General features: G+C 45.1%; 16 protein-coding genes. All 16 read left to right on the top strand.

Features of this window, described 5'->3' with window-relative positions; genetic code table 11:
- Positions 1–33 precede the first annotated feature (33 nt).
- The 16 genes from ISR87_14300 to ISR87_14225 all read left to right on the top strand — a co-directional run bounded on the left by ISR87_14300 (position 34) and on the right by ISR87_14225 (position 14,301).
- The gene (locus ISR87_14300) at positions 34–1,035 is read left to right on the top strand and encodes a hypothetical protein (protein ID MBL7026610.1); all 1,002 of its coding nucleotides are present in this window, start codon (positions 34–36) and stop codon (positions 1,033–1,035) included.
- A complete protein-coding gene (locus tag ISR87_14295) occupies positions 1,032–3,365 on the top strand; it encodes a TonB-dependent receptor (GenBank protein MBL7026609.1) in 2,334 nt (777 codons plus the stop codon). The genes ISR87_14300 and ISR87_14295 overlap by 4 nt, the downstream gene beginning before the upstream one ends.
- A 9-nt stretch (positions 3,366–3,374) precedes the next feature.
- Positions 3,375–4,151 carry a DUF4249 family protein gene (locus ISR87_14290; protein MBL7026608.1) on the top strand — a complete coding sequence of 259 codons (777 nt, stop codon included), beginning with the start codon at positions 3,375–3,377 and terminating at the stop codon, positions 4,149–4,151.
- 448 nt (positions 4,152–4,599) lie between these two features.
- Complete coding sequence (locus tag ISR87_14285; GenBank protein MBL7026607.1) at positions 4,600–5,169, top strand: NUDIX hydrolase; 570 nt, start codon at positions 4,600–4,602, stop codon at positions 5,167–5,169.
- Positions 5,156–5,515 (top strand): Rieske 2Fe-2S domain-containing protein, encoded by a 360-nt coding sequence (locus ISR87_14280; GenBank protein MBL7026606.1) that lies wholly within the window; start codon positions 5,156–5,158, stop codon positions 5,513–5,515. Before ISR87_14285 ends, ISR87_14280 begins: the two co-directional genes overlap by 14 nt.
- Positions 5,516–5,539: 24 nt before the next feature.
- Positions 5,540–6,202 (top strand): isoprenoid biosynthesis glyoxalase ElbB, encoded by a 663-nt coding sequence (gene elbB / locus ISR87_14275; protein MBL7026605.1) that lies wholly within the window; start codon positions 5,540–5,542, stop codon positions 6,200–6,202.
- On the top strand, positions 6,192–6,533 hold the full coding sequence (locus ISR87_14270) for a cupin domain-containing protein (protein ID MBL7026604.1): 342 nt from the start codon (positions 6,192–6,194) through the stop codon (positions 6,531–6,533). The genes elbB and ISR87_14270 overlap by 11 nt, the downstream gene beginning before the upstream one ends.
- Before the next feature lie 9 nt (positions 6,534–6,542).
- Positions 6,543–7,190, top strand: coding sequence for an LON peptidase substrate-binding domain-containing protein (locus tag ISR87_14265; protein MBL7026603.1), 648 nt, complete (start codon positions 6,543–6,545; stop codon positions 7,188–7,190).
- A gap of 415 nt (positions 7,191–7,605) precedes the next feature.
- Positions 7,606–8,640: a 4Fe-4S dicluster domain-containing protein gene (locus ISR87_14260; GenBank protein ID MBL7026602.1), complete on the top strand. Its 1,035-nt coding sequence runs from the start codon at positions 7,606–7,608 to the stop codon at positions 8,638–8,640.
- Positions 8,641–8,655: 15 nt separating this feature from the next.
- Positions 8,656–9,507 carry an FAD/NAD(P)-binding protein gene (locus ISR87_14255; protein ID MBL7026601.1) on the top strand — a complete coding sequence of 284 codons (852 nt, stop codon included), beginning with the start codon at positions 8,656–8,658 and terminating at the stop codon, positions 9,505–9,507.
- Positions 9,507–10,241 (top strand): NADH:ubiquinone oxidoreductase, encoded by a 735-nt coding sequence (locus tag ISR87_14250; protein MBL7026600.1) that lies wholly within the window; start codon positions 9,507–9,509, stop codon positions 10,239–10,241. The genes ISR87_14255 and ISR87_14250 overlap by 1 nt, the downstream gene beginning before the upstream one ends.
- Positions 10,238–11,542 (top strand): Ni/Fe hydrogenase subunit alpha, encoded by a 1,305-nt coding sequence (locus tag ISR87_14245; GenBank protein ID MBL7026599.1) that lies wholly within the window; start codon positions 10,238–10,240, stop codon positions 11,540–11,542. Before ISR87_14250 ends, ISR87_14245 begins: the two co-directional genes overlap by 4 nt.
- 5 nt (positions 11,543–11,547) lie before the next feature.
- Complete coding sequence (locus tag ISR87_14240; GenBank protein ID MBL7026598.1) at positions 11,548–12,021, top strand: hydrogenase maturation protease; 474 nt, start codon at positions 11,548–11,550, stop codon at positions 12,019–12,021.
- A gap of 41 nt (positions 12,022–12,062) precedes the next feature.
- Positions 12,063–12,449 (top strand): response regulator, encoded by a 387-nt coding sequence (locus ISR87_14235; GenBank protein ID MBL7026597.1) that lies wholly within the window; start codon positions 12,063–12,065, stop codon positions 12,447–12,449.
- Positions 12,450–12,490: 41 nt separating this feature from the next.
- Complete coding sequence (locus ISR87_14230; GenBank protein ID MBL7026596.1) at positions 12,491–13,831, top strand: HAMP domain-containing histidine kinase; 1,341 nt, start codon at positions 12,491–12,493, stop codon at positions 13,829–13,831.
- A complete protein-coding gene (locus ISR87_14225) occupies positions 13,828–14,301 on the top strand; it encodes an ACT domain-containing protein (protein ID MBL7026595.1) in 474 nt (157 codons plus the stop codon). The genes ISR87_14230 and ISR87_14225 overlap by 4 nt, the downstream gene beginning before the upstream one ends.
- The last annotated feature ends 172 nt before the right edge of the window (positions 14,302–14,473 follow it).

The raw sequence follows: 14,473 nt of genomic DNA, 5'->3' as shown, positions 1-14,473 counted from the left end.
ATGCAGCTCTTATCCTGGGTTTTGACCTTCATCATGCCACTGAATATGGTCTCGGCACAGAAATTCAAAATCCCCAGTATTGAAACCTTTATTTCAGACACCCTGAATATTGATGTGGTCCAGGATTCAAGCCTGGATCCATCCTCCAGCTCAATCAAAGTCATTGATTCCAGAATACTGGATGGCGCCATTCTCGGTATCCGTCAGACCAAGAAATACAGATATATCCCTGTTGACCAATATCTTGCCCTGGATCAACCCCTATCCAATCTTTTCCAGGCTCAATTTGTACAAGATTCCCTTGATCTTGCAGGCACCCTTCATCTTTCTAAACTCATTCTCTGGACTGACCATTCCAGCATCAAGCAAAAGGGTCTCTGTCTCAGTGCCTATACCACTTTCTATGACAGTCTGAATCAACCGGTGAGTGACTGGATCTGGGAACTGCGTGTGAATCGCGAGAAAAAAGAGGCGGACACGCTCTACATCGGCCGTGTGGTTCAGGAGTTTGCCAGAGAACAATCCCGTGTGCTTTCTGAAAAGGATTTCAATTCAGAATTCTATCCATATCTGTTTCGTCGTCAACTTATGACCTGGTCAGAGTTCATTTACCTGGGAGATGGATTCGCCATTAACGCACACTTCAGACTGGATTTTCCACCAGATCAGCAATCAAAGTGGCTGCGCGGCTCGCCTGGTTTGTTTTATCGCCAATCAGATATTCACGAGTCCATAGCAATTGGAGGGAAGGATCAGCAGTGGTTCCAACGGCTTTCACCTCAGTGGATCACCCAGCTCTCAGGGACCTATCGCTTTGGATTTAATAATTTCGAGCGGGGTCATTTTAAGCACCTGGACTATTACAATCTGTTCTATATAAATGTGTCAGCCCAGGCAAGTATTGAATATCGGCCGGTGTATCACAAAGGTCTCTTTGGTGGGCTTGGTGTTTATGCTGGATATAACCTTCTGCCAACTGTCATTCCTGACACCGAAATGGGTCTATTTCTGAGAGCCGGAGTACTGTTACCATGATGATGAGAGCTAAAATACTATCCATCCTCATGGTCATCCTCTCCCTCAATGTCCACCTGGGTGCTGCCGATGTCACCGGGTTTGTCCATGATGTACAATCTGGAGAAAGTATTATTGGTGTGAATGTCTTTGTCAGAGCAACGGGACAGGGCGCCGCCACCAATGTGGAAGGCTTTTTTATTCTCAGGAGCATCGCTACAGGTCCAGTTGATCTCACCTTTTCGCACATTGCCTATGTGGACACAACATTCAGTATTAATCTGGGGTCTGATAATCATTTTGTTTCAAGCGTGACCCTGCGACCCCATGCTCTGGATGCCCGGGCCATTGAAGTAGTGGGGAAGCGCACCACTATCATCAAGGATATGGATATCTCCAGCATACAGGTTGATCCAATCATTCTTACAGAAATTCCTCAACTCAACAAGGATGTCTTCAAGCTGATCCAATTCTCGCCCAGTGTGACCACTTCAGATCCCATGTCCCCTCAATATTATGTCCGGGGCAGCGATCCTGGTGAAAATCTGGTTCAGATGGATGGCATGACCATCTACAATCCCCAACACTTTATGGGTTCCAGTGCCATCTTTAATCCCTACTCCATCAAGAATGTGGAGATGCTGGTGGGAGGTTTTGATGCTGAGTATGGGGGACGCAACGCCTCCATCATGAATATCTCCACCCGTGAAGGTCACCAATCAGAAATCCATGGCGAATTCCGACCGTCCATCTCAGGGATTAGCGGGGCCATTGAATTTCCTGCAGGCGAAAATGGGACGGCCATGGTGTCTGGTAGAACCTATACTGATTTTATGCTCCGGGTCATAATGGGCACACCTAATCTGGTCATGGATTACAACGCAGCCTATCAGGTGTTGCTTGGCAAAACACGGCTCCGGTTTTCCGGGTTTTTTGCCCGGGATTATATGGATTATAGCGTAGACAATCTCATGCTCTTCTTTCCTGAGGGTTTGTTTGATTCCTTTGGTGAGGGCTTTGTCACCAACACCACCAATCGGGCGTTAGGCGTCAAGTTTAATTCTGTTCTTCTGCCGACATTAACCCTGGAAGGTCAAGTCTATCATTCCGCTTCCTCTGTCGACAATTTGACGTATTTCAACTACTCCATAACAGATACTGTGGAAGATTTTACTGCCGCTCTTGACTATAAAACCCATATTGAGAATACAATTGGTGAAAATACGGGGAAGGCCAGCCTGGCCTGGTATGCCTTTTGGAATCAAACCTTGAAGCTGGGTCTGGAAATTAATGATATTTATTTTGCCAATGAAGTGGGACGCTTCGACGCGGATCCAAATCCGAATAAATCGGGAGCCCAATTCCAGTCCTTTTTTGTTCAGGATAAAATTGAACTGGGTCCTCTCCAATTCAAGCTGGGGTTGCGCAATTCCCGATCTAAGGTTCAAGGTACATGGCACATGGAACCCCGGGCTTCAGCAAGTCTCAGAATCCCAGGGGGCCACCAGCTTAAGACTGCTTATGGAAAATATTTTCAATATCTCACCACCATGGACTCCAAGGGTGATGAATTTGTCCAATTTCTGGACTATTACCAGTCTCTGGAGAATCGAGAACCCCTCAATTCCATTCATTATATCGTCGGGCTCAGCGGTCCCCTGTTTGGTGACATCGCCTATGAGGTGAGTGCTTATTACAAGGACCTGAAGCAACTCTATCGGGCAACCTACAGCAATACAGTCGTTGCTGGAGAGAGCTCTGCCCTCATCGAGGGAGGCTCTGGCGAATCCTATGGGTTTGAAATTCTGCTCAGGGGTGAATTTGGTCGTCTATCCGGGTGGCTGGGCTATAACTTTTCCAAAGGATTCCGCCGCTACCCATCGATTCTGGATGGCGAAACCAGTCTCTTTGATGCGGACCAACCCCACAACCTTAAGTCGATTCTCCTTTTCAAATTGACCCCTGACATCGTTGCCAGTTCCACCTTGCAAATCACCTCTGGATTTCCACGTACCTGGGAGACAGGCATGCGCATGCATGGGACCTATGATCCCCTGACAAATACTACTGGATATTTTGCCACCTACATCACACCAGAGCGCAACAATGTCAGGTATCCCGCCCGGTTTGCCTGGGATATTGGCTGGAAAAAGAAACTCCGCTCAGGTTTTGGGTTCGATCTGGCTGAATACCTGGGTGGTGTGGATGCCTATATGACCATGACAATCAGAAATCTGCTCTTCCTGCATCGAAATCCAATCTATTATTTCTACATTCCAGAATATGGCTATTACGGGTTTGGGTCTGGGTATTTGCCCTCCATATCATTTGGATATAGTCTGCAATTTTAGGGGATCCCTATGAGAATGATAATCTTAATGCCGCCCCTGATATTTATACTCCTGATGAGTGCTTGTGAATTGCCCCATCAACCAGGACCCATGCCCACAGAAATTGTGAAAACTGAATTTGAACCTGGCCTGAATATTATGGGAGTTCTCCGGGCAGATGATCTACCCGGGACATCTTTCATCAATATCAATAGAGCACTTACTACAGAAGAAATTTATTCGGATTCCATAGAGAATTTTTCACCTCGAATCGACTACGCCAAAGTGAGTTCAATTGGTTCAGGTGCTGAGTACCAGTTCGTCAGAGGTGAAGACACCAGTGATTGGGGTAACTATTTCGATACCACCCTGAGTGTAGAAGCAGGTGTGGCCTATGATCTGGAAATCAGCGCGCCTGGTTTTCCCACACTCACAGGACACACCATGGTTCCTCAGAAACCTCAACTCATTGCGAATTCACTCCTTATTCGTTCTGATGAGGTTTCATTCCAGATTCAACACCACGCCAGCGCCTATGAGTATAAGCTGTATTTGTTCTTCGCTGAATCAGTCCTGGAAAAAGGTGTCAATCCTACCAACGGGGTGATCATTGATATCGACTGGGGTTTTAATTCTGCCAGGGGCACCCCGCTGTATCTCGGTCTCACAGCCCTGGATGAAAACTTGACCCGCTACGGCAACAGCCCCATTTCATTTATCCCCAACACCTATCATCCAGATGGCTCCACAGTTGATGGTGGCTATGGATGTTTTGGCTCGGTGGCTGTCACGATAATCGGACTTTGAGGTGACATTATAGATTACGTCACCCCGAGCGGAGTCGAGGGAGGGAATACACCTTGATTGAAAGAACTTACCACCTCTGGGAATGTTGGGAGTAGGATTGTTTGTCTTCCCTCGACTCCGCTCGGGATGACGATTTAGTATTTCCATGGTGGGGTGTGATCCTTGCGGCTCCACAGTTGATGGCGGGTATGGGTGTTTTGGCTCAGTGGCCATTGCAATAGTCGAGTTATAGATAACCACAACAATTTAGTTGAGTTACCCCGGCTTTTAAGCCAGGGGTGATGAAACCCTGACAAGAAGGACTTTAGTCCTGACAGTTTGAGCAAAAGCCCTTTTCCCGAGGAACGCCAAACCCTCGCCCTAAAGGACGGGGTAAAAGAAGTAGTATCATGGATTGCCAAAGGATTCGTTTGCATTTATGCCTGATGCATTCTATGCTAAAAGCCTTATGAATTCCAAAGAACTTCGTGAAATAAAACTTTCCTCTGAGACCAAATTTAAGGGGAATCTCCTCCATGTGGTCCGTGATGAAGTCCAGCTCCCCAACGGCAAAACCAGCATCCGTGAAGGGATAAAACATCCTGGAGCTGTGGTTATCATTCCCTTTTTAAATGCCACTACGCTCATCATGGAACGCCAATTTAGATATTACCCAAACGAGATATTTTATGAACTACCAGCTGGAAAAACGGATCCAGGAGAGGATTTTCTAACCACAGGCAAACGTGAGCTCCTGGAAGAAACTGGCTATGCAGCAAAAACGTGGACATTTATAAGTCATCTCTATCCCGCCATTGGCTACGCCGATGAGAAAATGGCAGTTTATGCAGCCAACGATCTGACCATGGAGAAAACCGAAAGGGATGAGGATGAGTTTTTAGAAATCATTGAAATGCCTTTGGACCAGGCCATGGAAATGTTAAGGCGTGGTGAAATCACTGACGCCAAAACCATGGTAGGTTTGTTCTGGGCTGAAAAACTGGCTAAGGGAGCGTGGACAGCTTATGCCCGAAGTTGATTTTAAATATGCTTGTGAAGCATCCGATGTGCCAGAAAATGGTGCTCTGAATGTGAATCTGGATGGTGTGGAAATTACCATTTTCCATACACCTGATCGCTTTATTGCCCGCTCTGGTGTGTGTAAGCACAATGGATTTAAACTCGAGCTATGTGACATTACTGGCGACACGGTAACCTGTCCTTTGCATGGATGGAAATACAAGATATCAACCGGCAAGGGGATTAAGCCCAGCTGGACAGTTCTTGAAACCTATCCAGTCGTCATGCGGGCCGAGCAGCTCTGGGTGCAACCGGTAGCTAAGAAACAAGATGAAGATTTCGATACATCAGCTTTTGATTGGTAAACATTCAAACAAGGGGAGGGTGACATGACAAAAATAGCAGTGGTTTTATCTGGATCAGGATTTTTGGATGGATCAGAGATTCAAGAGAGTGTGATCACCATGCTTGCACTGGATCGTGCTGGAGCGAGCTATCAATGCATGGCACCAGATATGGAGCAGATGCATGTGGTAAACCACCTGTCTGGAGAGGTTAGCGAGGGAGAGAGTCGGAATGTTCTGGTGGAAGCTGCGCGTATTGCCAGAACCCAGATCATTGATATCGGTGAAGCCAACCCTAACGACTATGACGCTGTTATTTTCCCCGGTGGCTATGGCGCAGCAAAAAACCTGTCAGATTTTGCAGTTAAAGGTGCCACCAGCACGGTGCAGACCGATGTGCTTCAATTTGCCAGAGCATTCGCTGCAACTGGAAAACCAATGGGATTTGTATGTATTGCTCCAGCAATGATTCCCCATATTTATGGCGCAGATGCCAAACTTACCATCGGATCAGATGCTGATACAGCGGCAGCTATCAAGGAGATGGGTGGTATTCACATTAACTGTCCAGTCGACGATTTCGTGGTTGATGAAGAAAGAAACCTGGTTTCTACCCCAGCCTATATGCTGGATATGAGAATTAGCCAGGTTGCCACAGGAATTGAAAAGCTGGTCCACAAAATTATAGAGATGATAAATGGAAAATAGTGTTAAGGATTTAAAGCAGGTCGCTCACTTCTCAGAGGAAGCCGCCAATATTAATAGCATGTTCAAAAGCGACCATTTGGAGATGGATGTCCTGCTCTTGAATTCCCACCAATACATATCTCCAGTTGTCGAGCCTATTTCAGATATTATTTATTTTGTGCTGCGCGGAGAGGGTGTCTTTGAAGTCGGAGATGAAGTACTGGTTCTGACCCGAAATACCTCCGTTTTGGTAGCAATGGGTGTCAGCTCAGGCATCATCAACGAAAGTGATGAACAATTAACCGTTCTAAAAATTGCTGCACCTCCAGGAATCCATAACCTTAGTTCCTAGGTTGAGAATATGCACGCTCCCATTTTTCCATTACCTACAGTAAATCTGTTTCCTGAAACCACTGCCAGTTACCACATCTTCGAACCAAGATATGTGGAAATGATTGAAAGTGTCTTGGAAGGCGATGGTCTTTTGGCCATGGGCATTCTGAAACCTGGTTATGAGGAAGACTACTATGGCACTCCGGAAATTTATCCAGTGGGGTGTCTTGGCAGAATCCAGTCCTATGAGAAATTGGAGAATGGTAAATACAATATTGTTTTGGAGGGCTTGTTTCGCGTGGGGTTTGGCCAGGTCGTCAAAGACAACCCCTATCGGGTGGCTGAATTAATTGAGCTACCTGAATCTGATTCTGGAAATGATTTTATTGCTGAGCGTGAAGATTTGTTGCTTCGTCTGAACTATCTGGTGGAGCAATCTCCAGAAAACCTTGACTTTACACCTATTCTGGGTGAACAGGAATCGTTCATTGCACTGGTAAATCTTGTAGCCCGGACGTTGCCAATGAAAAATGATGAACAATACTCACTCCTCTCAATGGATTCTGTCCGTGAACGGGCCAATCGCATTTTATGGCTCATAGATGATCAGATAGAAACCATCGAGTTGCTCAAGCGTGTTGACCCCCGAATCACGGATGATATCTCACTGAACTAAATCTTGTTCATTTTAATAGATTTTTAAAACCAAATTTTTCACCTCATGTTTACGCATTTACCCCATGCTTCAGCATGGGGTGAATAAGTCTCTGAGAAATGGGGCTTTAGCCCAAAACATAAAGGTAATGCGTTTGGGCTAAAGCCCAGCGATCAGATTGTTTGAGAACCCCAGCCTAAAGGTTGGGGTAATTATATGATTCACACCAGCACTTAATGTAAAAATCAATTAATTACAAAGTGTGATTTTGATGTCTGTCAGCCTTTCATAAAGTCTTCTGCTGACTTTATCAATTATACATGATAAGATAAATAATTGTCATTAGGAAACTGATGTCTTGGCATGTGCTTTGCAAATGATGAGGTGATGAAAATTCACAAATATGTTAACCGATCATTTATGCAAGGAAGCCATTATGGAGTGTTTTTCTCTATTACGGTCTGATGTCCCAGCCCTGATTAATCACCTCGGGGATTTTGGGGAGGTAATTGCCCCCCATGGGAAAGGGGATGTCTCGTACTCGTTTGAAGTCGTTCGTGACAGCGCTAAAGTTGTTCTGGACTATAACCGGACCCTCTTACCACTCAAAAAGATGTTTCTCCCACCAGTGGAAAAGTTGATGGGGTTCTCATTAAAAAATTTGACCTATGAGCAGGAGAATGTGGAAATCACCCCCAGGGTCTTCTTTGGTGTACACAGCTATGAGATGCAATCCATACTCAGGCTGGACCACAGCATGCTGTCCGGATCTGCTGAATCCAATTATTTCAAACGCCGCCAGTCCTCTCGTTTTGTGGGAATTTCTTTCGAACCAGATGATTTTCACTTCTCCGAAAGTGTTGGCATCATGATAGAAGAAATGGAGGGCTTTGACCTCTTTCTCAATGAAGTTGAAGGGGATTTTCAGGTCTATGTTCTCACAGATCATGGCCAAACACTCCTGGAGGGCTTTGATAAAATCAAGCTTGCCGAACCAGAGATTGTTGAGGGTCGTGAATTTAAGAAAAAATTACGTTATCATTATAATCGACTCCCACGTGTTTTTCAGTATGCCTACCATTCAGATGTCTGGGCAAATGTGGCCTCACGTTGTGTGGGTTGCGGTGCCTGTACGCTGACCTGTCCCACTTGCTTCTGCTTTGATGTTCAAGATGAAGTAACTGTCACTGCTGAAGACGGGATGCGTCAACGTAGCTGGGATAGCTGCATGCTTAGCACCTTCGCAGAGGTTGCAGGTGGTGAGAACTTCCGCGAGAAGACCATCAATCGAACACGTCATCGTCTCTATCGAAAATTTAAATATATCACAGATGAAGAGGGCTTGCCCTGGTGTATTGGTTGTGGGCGCTGCACTGCTTTTTGTCCTGCTGGAATCTCATTGCCAGATATTGTGAATGAGCTCATTCAAGAAGACGAAAAAGCCCAATTTCACCGGACCGTCCGGGTATAGGGAAGGAGGCTGAATATGAAACGCCTGCAAGATGTAGAACATCACGAAACCGAAGATCTCTATTACCCCACGATGTGTAAGGTGACTGGAGCCAAACAAATTACCGAAATGGAAAAATGGTATGAGCTTGAAATGCCAGACGGACAGAGTTTAGGTCATGGTCCTGGTCAGTTTGTGGAAGTATCTGCATTCGGAATTGGTGAAGCACCCATATCTATTTCCAGTTCCCCATCAAAAAATGGCAAGTTCGAACTCTGTATTCGCCAGGTTGGAACCCTGACCAACGTTCTCAAGAAATATGAAATCGGTGATAGCATGGGAATTCGTGGTCCTTTTGGCAAGGGCTTTCCCATGGAAAAACTTTTTGGAAAGGATATCCTGGTTGTAGCAGGTGGAATTGGGCTGGTGCCTCTCCGCTCACTCATCAATTATGTCCTGGATAACCGTAATGATTTTGGCCGCTTGATTATTCTTTATGGTGCCAAAACGCCTGCTGAGCTGCTTTTTAAAGATGAACTTGAAATGTGGAAAGACAGGGATGATGTGGAATTGCATGTGACGGTTGACCAGCCAGATGAAACCTGGGAAGGCAACACTGGTGTTATCACCACGCTGATTCCTTCACTGGATCTCAAACTGAATACAACCATAGCTGCCATCACCGGTCCACCCGTCATGTACAAGTTTGTGGTCATGTCCCTGAAGTCAAAACAGCTTCCCGATGACCAGATATATCTGTCGCTTGAACGTCGCATGAAATGTGGTGTTGGTAAATGTGGTCACTGCCAGATCAATGGTGTGTACTGCTGCCAGGATGGACCCGTATTCAATTATGTCGATCTCAAACCATTGGAGGAGGCTCTCTAATGAAACCACAAGTTGCATTCTTTGATTTTACCAGTTGTGAAGGTTGTCAGCTGAATAAACTCAATTTTGAAAACGATCTACTTGATATATTAAAACATGTGGATATTGTTGAATTTCGCGAAGCCATGGACGACAAGGCAGATCACTATGATATCGCCTTTATTGAGGGGTCTATTACCTCACCATCCTGTGTGGAAAGAATCCATGATATTCGACGCCGAAGTGACTTTCTGGTAGCTCTGGGATCCTGTGCCGTAAATGGTGGTGTTAATGCCATGAAGAACCAGCACCCCATTGATGAAGTTCGTGAAACTGTCTATGGTGCCGATAAGTACCTTTTCGCAACCCTGCCTGCCATGGCCGTCTCATCTGTAGTAAAAGTAGACTATGAAGTTCGCGGTTGTCCCATGACCCAGCAGGATTTTCTTAAACTGCTTATCGCACTGGTTCTGGACAAGCAACCCCCCAAATATGGTTCTCCAGTATGCGTTGAGTGCAAGCTCAAGGAAAACGAATGTCTTTATAATCGTGGCATGGTCTGTCTTGGACCCATCACCAGAGGTGGCTGTGATGCAGTCTGTCCCAGCTTTGGTCAATTCTGTACGGGCTGTCGAGGAATCCTGGACAATCCTAATATTGATGGCATGCTGGAAGTTATGACCAGCCATGGCATCAGTCTGGACGAAGCTAAAAAACGTATGCTGCTCTTCAATTCAAACGAGGTTCAATTATGAGTCGTGATCTTGACATCAAAGTCCATCATCTCACCCGTGTGGAAGGTCATGGAAATATTGTAGTGAATATGAAGGATGGAGTCCTTGAAAAAGCCCATCTCAGTATTGTTGAGCCGCCCAGGTTTTTTGAGGCCATGATGAAGGGTCGCAGTTTTCATGAAGCAGCCATCATCACTTCAAGAATCTGCGGTATCTGCTCGCTTGGTCATCAATTGACCTCACTGGTTGCCACTGAAGATGCACTGGGTCTGGAAATTTCAGAACAGACTGCACTACTCAGAAAACTATTGATCCATGGCGCTACCTTGCAATCAAACATTTTACATGCTTATTTTCTGGCTGCTCCAGATTTTCTGAACGTTGGAAGTGTATTTCCGCTTATTGCCACACATAAAGATGTAGTCCTGAGAGCCTTACGCATGAAACGTCTGGCCAATGATATTGGTGATATCGTTTCTGGTAGAGCCGTGCATCCCATCACACCGGTTCCTGGCGGTTTTTCAAGAATTCCTGAAAAAGCAGAGTTACTGGAAATTAAACGGCGTCTTCTAGAAGAAGCCCTCCCAGATGGTCTTGAAACCATAGAGACCATGAAGGCTCTGGCCGGTGCCATCCCTCAGTTTGAAAGAGAAACAGAATACATTTCCCTGAAGCACCCAGATGAATATGCATTTTATGAGGGTGATATTTTCTCCTCTGACTCTGGTGCAATTTCCGTCCACAACTATCTTGATGTAACCAATGAATTCATCGTGAATCACTCCACATCAAAACATGCGAAGTACAATAGAGACGCCTATTTCGTTGGTGCCCTCGCTCGCTGGAATAACAACCATGCCCAACTCGGGGAAGAAGCCCTTGCCGCTGCAGAAGCCATGGGTCTCAAACCCAATTGCTATAATCCCTACATGAATACCATCGCCCAGGTGGTTGAAGCAGTGCATTGCATTCTGGATAGTGTACGTATTATCGACAGGCTCATGGAACTTGGTCTCAAAAATGAGAAACCAAACCAGACGCCTACTCGATATGGTCGGGGAATTGGTTCCAATGAGGTTCCACGAGGTATTCTTTTCCATGACTATACCTATGATAACAAGGGCAATATCATCAAAGCCAACTGTATCATTCCAACTGGACAGAATCTGGCCAACATTGATGCTGATATGATGAAACTGGTGCCTGAGATTGTTTCCAAGAGCAAGGAAGAAATTACCCTGAACCTGGAGATGCTGGTTAGAGCGTATGATCCCTGTATTTCATGCTCGGTTCACATGCTGGAAGTTGACTTCATAGAATAGTCCCTATGGCAGCACTAACAGTCATAGGTGTAGGCAGTCGCTTGCGTGGAGATGATGCCATCGGTCCCTTACTTATCGATGCACTCTCCCAGCTATCACATTCTCAATTAGAATTGGTGGATGCAGGGAGTGACACTCTGGGAGTCCTCGAGTATTTCGAAGGACGTGACCATGTGATTGTTGTGGATGCCTGTCAGATGGGTCGCCAAGCAGGGTGCATTGTGGAGTTTGACCCCAATCAAATTGATTTTGTGTTAAAAGATGACCCCCTATCACTTCATGGTCTGGGGTTGGCAGAGTCAATAAAAATGGCAGATTCCCTGGATATGCTCCCCAAAGACTTGAAAATCATTGGTATTGAACCAGAATCAATTCAATTTAATGGCTCACTTTCCGTACCTGTAAAAAAGGCTTTGAAAATGGCCGTTGAAATCGTTGAAGATAAACTTAATCGAGTAAGCCAACTCGCTGAGGCTTAGTTCAATTTGGTGGGCGTTCGTGCCCGGGAGGAAAACAAAAAATGGCAAAAAAAGTACTGATAATAGATGATGACTTCGATCTCGTTGAAGCCATGCGTATCACTTTGGAAGCAGCCGGTTATGATGTTATTGATGCCCAGGATGGGGAAAAGGGTTTGGAGAAGATAAAATCAGAATCTCCAGATCTGGTTATTCTGGATGTCATGATGTCTTCCATGGATGAAGGCTTTCACGTCGCCTACAAAATCAGGGAAAATGCTGACATCAAGGATACCCCCATCGTCATGTTAACGGCGGTTGGGAACCAGACAGGTTTTCAGTTTGATCCAGGCAAAGATGCCGATTTTCTACCTGTTGATGCGTTTTTAGAAAAACCGGTAAATCCCAAAAAATTGGTGGACGTCGTACATCAAAATATTAAGGTCTAAACAGCACAGACTTTAACTGATTCGATAAAAAAAACGGTAGCATGTTGACGCTATTTCCTGAAACACCCACTTTCTCAATTGCCTCCATGCTTCGGCGTGATAAATGGCTTATACGGTTGCGCTGGCTGGCCATTCTTGGACTCTTCTCAGGGGTAATCCTTTTGAAGAGTATTGCCCTTGGTCCTCCTTCCAGTCTGAATGCCATGGCACTGGTTGGTTTCATCCTGGTTGGATTAAATCTCATGTATCTCGCATACGCCTCGGCCAAAAAGCAGTTCGGAATGTCCAATCTGGTTATTCTGCTCAATTTGCAAATGGTCATGGATTTACTGCTACTCACCATTCTGATTTATCTAACTGGGAGTGCAGAAAGCCCCCTATCCTTTTTCTATGTTTTTCACATTATTCTGGCCAGCATTATGTTCCCTGGCGGCTTCTCGTATCTGTATTCTCTGCTGGTGATTATCCTGTATTCAGGTCTCTTGCTCATAGAACAGTTGAGTTTTGTGGGGCATACTTGTTTTTTTAATGACTTTCATCTTATGAATGATTCCAGAATGGTTATTGGGATTTGGTTCATTTTTGTTGTGACTATGATGGTCTCAGCCTATCTGGCCCAAAATGTGACGGAGAGACATCGTCGTGTCCGAGACAAGCTGGAAGCAGCAAATCTAAAACTTCAGGAAATCAACGAAACCAAGACGACGTTTTTCCGCTATGCCAGCCACGAAATGAAAGCCCCCATTGCAACCATTCAATCAACCCTTATGGTTATAGAGGATATTTTGGGTTCAGATGCTGATGAGCGCGTCATCAATATGCTGAATCGGGCAATTGGCCGGACCACTGAAACCATAGGGATGCTTAAAGATCTGGCTGATCTTACCTATGGAAATTTTCAGGAACAGCAAAATTTTGAAAAACTGAGCCTCCGGACATTGCTGGATGATATTGTATCAGATACAAAACCCAATTCAGATCGAAAACACCAGACCCTCACTTTTAGCGCCGCCGATATGCCATTTGATTATTTCGGAGATATCAATGCCCTGGGAAAAATTTTTAAAAATCTTCTATCCAATGCTATCCGCTATACACAGGAATCAGGAAATATTCAGGTGAGTCTGGAAAAAGTTGACACGAACTATGTTGTAAAAGTTGCTGACGATGGACAGGGGATTCCTGAATCAGAGCAGACAAATATATTCAAAGAATTTTATAGAACCCCAACAGCTCGAAAATTGATTTCAGAGGGCACTGGCTTGGGTTTATCAATTGTGATGCGCATGGTCGAACTACATGGAGGTGATATCTCCGTTGAAAGCCTGGAGGGTCAGGGAAGTACGTTTACAGTTCAACTGCCTTTTAAGGAGGGATTGTGAGGAAGGAATCAATCGGCGGGATCATTGTTGATGAGAAGCTGACCTTTGTAAGAATCTTCAATCTTCCTGATGAACCGGACTGGGGTGGTTCTGCACTTGAAGAGTTCTGTTTTTATGGACAGACCGTGAATTTTATCAGTGAAAACATGGATAGTTCAGGCAAGGCCAACCTCTCTGTGACCCTCCACCAGAAAGATTCTGATTCCATCCAGAAAGCGGTTGAAGCCATTGCAGAGTTGCATGAAGATATCAGTGTTGAAGTAATTGAACACGTCTGCCTGCTAACAGTTTACGGTCCTCACTTCAAAGAACGGTGTGGTTTGGCGGCTACATTTTTCAGGGCGTTGGGATTACGAGGTATCAACATTCTTTCCATATCCACATCAATCAGTTCTATCTCAGCTATTGTTGAAGAAAAACATCTTCACGATGCTATCACCGCCTTGCGCGATGTTTTTGATGTTCCCTGATCCAACCTGCTGAACTATTTCAATATTGCTAGGCACCCTGATTCCGATTTAGAATAATAAAAAACCTCGTAAGCGTGTTAAATTATAATGTCTTAAAAAATAATCATAACACACCTACGAGGTGAAGATGCGCAAAGATAAAAAACCCTCCTTCAAAATCAAAGCAAGTAAT

The sequence above is a fragment of the Candidatus Neomarinimicrobiota bacterium genome (assembly GCA_016784545.1).
Lineage (GTDB): Bacteria > Fidelibacterota > UBA8477 > UBA8477 > JABMPR01 > JABMPR01.
The sequence above is the reverse complement of the archived record's forward strand: the minus strand, read 5'-3'. Positions and strand labels throughout refer to the sequence as shown.

What these genes read in the sequence shown, in the direction of transcription:
- ISR87_14300 (MBL7026610.1), top strand. Translation starts at nt 34, where the DNA reads ATGCCACTGAATATGGTCTCGGCACAGAAATTCAAAATCCCCAGTATT.
- ISR87_14295 (MBL7026609.1), top strand. Translation starts at nt 1,032, where the DNA reads ATGATGATGAGAGCTAAAATACTATCCATCCTCATGGTCATCCTCTCC.
- ISR87_14290 (MBL7026608.1), top strand. Translation starts at nt 3,375, where the DNA reads ATGAGAATGATAATCTTAATGCCGCCCCTGATATTTATACTCCTGATG.
- ISR87_14285 (MBL7026607.1), top strand. Translation starts at nt 4,600, where the DNA reads ATGAATTCCAAAGAACTTCGTGAAATAAAACTTTCCTCTGAGACCAAA.
- ISR87_14280 (MBL7026606.1), top strand. Translation starts at nt 5,156, where the DNA reads ATGCCCGAAGTTGATTTTAAATATGCTTGTGAAGCATCCGATGTGCCA.
- elbB (MBL7026605.1), top strand. Translation starts at nt 5,540, where the DNA reads ATGACAAAAATAGCAGTGGTTTTATCTGGATCAGGATTTTTGGATGGA.
- ISR87_14270 (MBL7026604.1), top strand. Translation starts at nt 6,192, where the DNA reads ATGGAAAATAGTGTTAAGGATTTAAAGCAGGTCGCTCACTTCTCAGAG.
- ISR87_14265 (MBL7026603.1), top strand. Translation starts at nt 6,543, where the DNA reads ATGCACGCTCCCATTTTTCCATTACCTACAGTAAATCTGTTTCCTGAA.
- ISR87_14260 (MBL7026602.1), top strand. Translation starts at nt 7,606, where the DNA reads ATGGAGTGTTTTTCTCTATTACGGTCTGATGTCCCAGCCCTGATTAAT.
- ISR87_14255 (MBL7026601.1), top strand. Translation starts at nt 8,656, where the DNA reads ATGAAACGCCTGCAAGATGTAGAACATCACGAAACCGAAGATCTCTAT.
- ISR87_14250 (MBL7026600.1), top strand. Translation starts at nt 9,507, where the DNA reads ATGAAACCACAAGTTGCATTCTTTGATTTTACCAGTTGTGAAGGTTGT.
- ISR87_14245 (MBL7026599.1), top strand. Translation starts at nt 10,238, where the DNA reads ATGAGTCGTGATCTTGACATCAAAGTCCATCATCTCACCCGTGTGGAA.
- ISR87_14240 (MBL7026598.1), top strand. Translation starts at nt 11,548, where the DNA reads ATGGCAGCACTAACAGTCATAGGTGTAGGCAGTCGCTTGCGTGGAGAT.
- ISR87_14235 (MBL7026597.1), top strand. Translation starts at nt 12,063, where the DNA reads ATGGCAAAAAAAGTACTGATAATAGATGATGACTTCGATCTCGTTGAA.
- ISR87_14230 (MBL7026596.1), top strand. Translation starts at nt 12,491, where the DNA reads ATGTTGACGCTATTTCCTGAAACACCCACTTTCTCAATTGCCTCCATG.